Origin of the sequence: Streptomyces sp. NRRL F-5727 (genome assembly GCF_000719555.1) — a bacterium.
In the GTDB taxonomy this organism is placed as follows: Bacteria; Actinomycetota; Actinomycetes; order Streptomycetales; family Streptomycetaceae; genus Streptomyces.
The window spans coordinates 1-3,689 of record NZ_JOGX01000128.1 but is presented as its reverse complement, the minus strand read 5'-3'; the positions used below and the strand labels follow the sequence as shown (position 1 = coordinate 3,689).

The window sequence follows — 3,689 nt, the reverse complement described above, 5'->3', positions numbered from 1 at the left end:
GGACGTGGGGGCGGGCTCGGCGGCCGGTGGGGCGGCGGGGATCCGGGGGTCGGGGATGCGGCGCGCGTCGGCCGGCGGGCGGTCCTGGGGGCCGCCCGGGGAGGGCTCGCGGTCGTCCGGGCTCACGGGGCTCACTGCTTGACCTCCAGCTCGGCCTGGGTGCGGTTGAGCATGGTGACGAGCGCCCGGATCATCGCCGTACTGATCTCGTCGTCGGTGTGGCCGGCCGATCCCTTGGCCGACACGGCGAGCGTCACCGGCCCCACCCGGGACTGCGACCATCCGTAGAAGTGCTCGCCCTTGACGCCGGCCCTGACGTACTTGCCGCGCTCGTTGAGGGAGTCCGCGGCGGTGAAGTTGCCGTTGACGCCGTAGGGGGTGCCGATGGAGAAGAGGCCGGTGACCTTCTCCCCGTCCCGCAGGATCTGGTCCGGGCAGCGCAGCGCCTCCTCCAGGGTCTGCGCCATCTCCCAGTCCGCCTCGTCGACCGAGGTGTGGACGGTGACCGTGGCGGCGACCTGGAGCAGGCCCTTCGCCCCCTTGGCGGGGACCTCGCTGTAGCCGGTGACGCTGTGGAGGACGGTGGACGGCACGGCCCCGGTCTCCCAGCGGCAGGAAGCGGGGAGCAGCGGCCAGTAGCCGTCGGGGCTCAGGTACGGCTTCCGCTCGGTGAAGCCGGGGCCCCAGGAGTCCGGCTCGGCGAGGACGGCACGGGCGAGGCGCCGGGCGTCGGCCCCGTTCCTCGGGGCGCGGGCCGGGTCGAAGGTGAAGTCCAGGGCGGTGGGCGTCGCCGCCTGGTCGGGGACGGTCGACGCGGAGGCGGATCCGGACGCGGACCCGGTGGGGGACCCGGTCGTGGTCGGGGACCCGGTCGCCGTGGGCGCCGCGGTGCCGGACGCCGACGTCGAGGGCTTCGGGCCTCCGCTCCCTCCCCCGCCCCCCGAACACCCCGTCAGCAGGATCCCGCCCACCAGGACGGCACAGCAGGACAGTGACAGCCGTACGCAGGACACGCTTCCCCCACCCCCCGTTCACACGATTCCCCCAGAGGTCACGATCGTATGCGCGGAGGAGTCAACTCCGTGGCGCTACAGGCTCATTGGCTGCGCCCGGCGTCGTAGCGGGCGCGGGCCTCCTCGACGGCGGGGACCCGGGACTCGGTCCACAGGGCCAGGTCCCTGATCCGCCGGGCGGACTCCTCGCCGAGGGGCGTGAGGCTGTAGTCGACGCGGGGCGGGATGACGGGCCGGGCCTCGCGGTGGACGAAGCCGTCGCGCTCCAGGGTCTGGAGGGTCTGGGTCAGCATCTTCTCGCTGACGCCGCCGATCCGCCGCCGCAGTTCGCTGAAGCGGTACGAGCGCTCCAGGAGGGCGATCTGGACGAGGACGCCCCAGCGGCTGGTGACGTGCTCCAGGACGAGCCGGGACGGGCACATGGCGCCGCCGGCGTCGGCCAGCAGGGGGGTCACGGGGGCCGGAGGGGTCTCGTTGCTTACCTTCACACCAGTACCTTACTTCAAAGTGGGTACTTTCGATTGGTTAGCGCACCTCGTACGGTAAGTGCATCACCCCGATCGCGCCCCACCGTGGAAGAGAGAGCCCCATGAGCATCGTCGTCACCGGAGCCACCGGACAGCTCGGCCGTCTCGTCGTCGACGCCCTCCTCGCCGACCCGACCGTGCCCGCCGGCTCCGTCGCCGCCGTCGTGCGGAACAAGGAGAAGGCCGCCGACCTGGCGGAGCGCGGCGTCGAGCTGCGGATCGCCGACTACAACCGCCCCGAGACGCTGGCCGACGCCTTCGCGGCGGGCGACCGGGTGCTGCTGATCTCCGGCAGCGAGGTCGGGCAGCGGGTGCCGCAGCACGCCGCCGTGATCGACGCGGCCAAGGCGGCGGGCGTGGCCCAGCTCGCGTACACCGGCGTGCTCGGCGGCCCGGACGCCGACTTCGACCTGGCGGCGGAGCACAAGGAGACCGAGGCGCTGATCCTGGCCTCGGGGCTGCCGTACACCTTCCTGCGCAACGGCTGGTACAGCGAGAACTACACGGCGAACCTCGCCCCCGTCCTCGCCCACGGCGCCGTCGTCGCCAACGCCGGCGAGGGCCGGGTCGCCTCCGCCTCCCGCGCCGACTACGCGGCCGCCGCGGCGGCGGTGCTGACCGGGCCGGCCGGGGAGCACCTGGGCCGGGCCTACGAGCTGAGCGGCGACGAGGCGTGGTCGCTGGCGGAGTACGCGGCGGAGGTCGGCGCCCGCGCCGGGCGGGAGATCGCGTACACGAACGTGCCGGCGGAGACGCACCTGGAGATCCTGACGGGCGCCGGGGTGCCGGAGCCCTTCGCGGCGATCCTCGTCGACGTCGACAAGGCGATCGAGCGGGGCGCGCTGGCCGTCCGGACCGGTGACCTGGCGCGGCTGATCGGCCGCCCGACCACCCCGATCGGCACCACCATCGGCGAGGCGCTGGCGTCGGCGTGACCGCACCCCTCTCAAGGTCATGACCGTATAGCGGTACACACATGACAGCCTGCCCTGTGCGGCGCTACCTTCGTCGGGACAGCGCGGCGCAGGGCGGGAGGCTTTCTCATGGGCGGAAGAGGGACGGACGGAACCGTCGGGACCACGGAAGGCGGCGAGAGCCGCGCCGGTCTGCTCTACGGCATCGCCTCGTACGCGATGTGGGGCCTGGTCCCGCTCTACTGGCCGCTCCTCAAGCCCGCGAGCGCGGGCGAGATCCTGGCGCACCGGATGGTGTGGTCGTTCGTCTTCGTCGGCCTCGCCCTGCTGGTGCTGCGCCGCTGGGGCTGGGTGCGGGAGCTGGCGGCCAGCCCGCGCAAGCTGGGCCTGCTGACGATCGCCGCGACCGTCATCACCGTCAACTGGGGCCTGTACATCTGGTCGGTCAACAACGGCCACGTCGTCGAGTCGTCGCTCGGCTACTTCATCAACCCGCTGGTGACGATCGCGCTCGGCGTCCTCGTCCTGAAGGAACGCCTCCGCCCGGCCCAGTGGGCGGCGGTCGGCATCGGCTTCGCGGCCGTGCTGGTCCTGGCGGTGGGGTACGGCCGCCCGCCCTGGATCTCCCTCGTCCTCGCCTTCTCCTTCGCCGTCTACGGCCTGGTGAAGAAGCAGGTCAACATCGGCGGCCTGGAGTCGCTGGCGGCCGAGACCGCCGTCCAGTTCCTGCCCGCCCTCGGCTACCTGGTCCTCCTCGGCACGCGGTCCGAGCTCGCCTTCGGCTCCGAGGGCCCCGCCCACATGGCGCTGCTCGCCTCGACCGGCATCGTCACGGCCGTCCCCCTCATCTGCTTCGGCGCGGCGGCGATCCGGGTCCCGCTCTCCACCCTGGGCCTCCTGCAGTACCTGGCCCCGACCTTCCAGTTCCTCCTCGGCGTCGTGTACTTCCACGAGGCCATGCCCCCCGAGCGCTGGGCCGGCTTCTCCCTGGTCTGGCTCGCCCTCACCCTCCTCACCTGGGACGCCCTCCGCACCGCCCGCCGCAGCCGCGCGGCCGTCGCCCGCGCCACCGAGGAAGCGGCCACCCGCCTGACGGAAACCCCCAGACCCCTCCCCACGACGGACGACGTCCGCGCCTGACCCGCGGCTCCGCATGATGTACCGCTCCGGCCGGGGCACCCGCGGATTCGGGGATTCCGGTGGCGGGGCGGGGGTGGGTGGCGCGGACGACCGCG

Annotated in this window: 4 protein-coding genes; 2 read left to right on the top strand and 2 right to left on the bottom strand. The window is 73.3% G+C overall.

The annotated features are described in order from the left end of the window. Nucleotides 1-131: 131 nt before the first annotated feature. Together IF73_RS0136910 and IF73_RS0136905 are read right to left on the bottom strand one after the other, a co-directional pair. Nucleotides 132-1,013, bottom strand: coding sequence for a hypothetical protein (locus tag IF73_RS0136910; RefSeq protein WP_234338455.1), 882 nt, complete (start codon nucleotides 1,011-1,013; stop codon nucleotides 132-134). 83 nt (nucleotides 1,014-1,096) lie between these two features. Beyond that, entirely contained in the window at nucleotides 1,097-1,435 is a 339-nt protein-coding gene (locus IF73_RS0136905; protein WP_051717748.1) for a winged helix-turn-helix transcriptional regulator, read from the bottom strand. 167 nt (nucleotides 1,436-1,602) lie between these two features. Here IF73_RS0136905 and IF73_RS0136900 point away from each other — a divergent pair, with 167 nt between their 5' ends. Together IF73_RS0136900 and rarD are read left to right on the top strand one after the other, a co-directional pair. Further along, nucleotides 1,603-2,475 (top strand): SDR family oxidoreductase, encoded by an 873-nt coding sequence (locus IF73_RS0136900; protein ID WP_031015854.1) that lies wholly within the window; start codon nucleotides 1,603-1,605, stop codon nucleotides 2,473-2,475. Nucleotides 2,476-2,583: 108 nt separating this feature from the next. After that, on the top strand, nucleotides 2,584-3,594 hold the full coding sequence (rarD, locus tag IF73_RS0136895; RefSeq protein ID WP_051717746.1) for an EamA family transporter RarD: 1,011 nt from the start codon (nucleotides 2,584-2,586) through the stop codon (nucleotides 3,592-3,594). Nucleotides 3,595-3,689 lie beyond the last annotated feature (95 nt).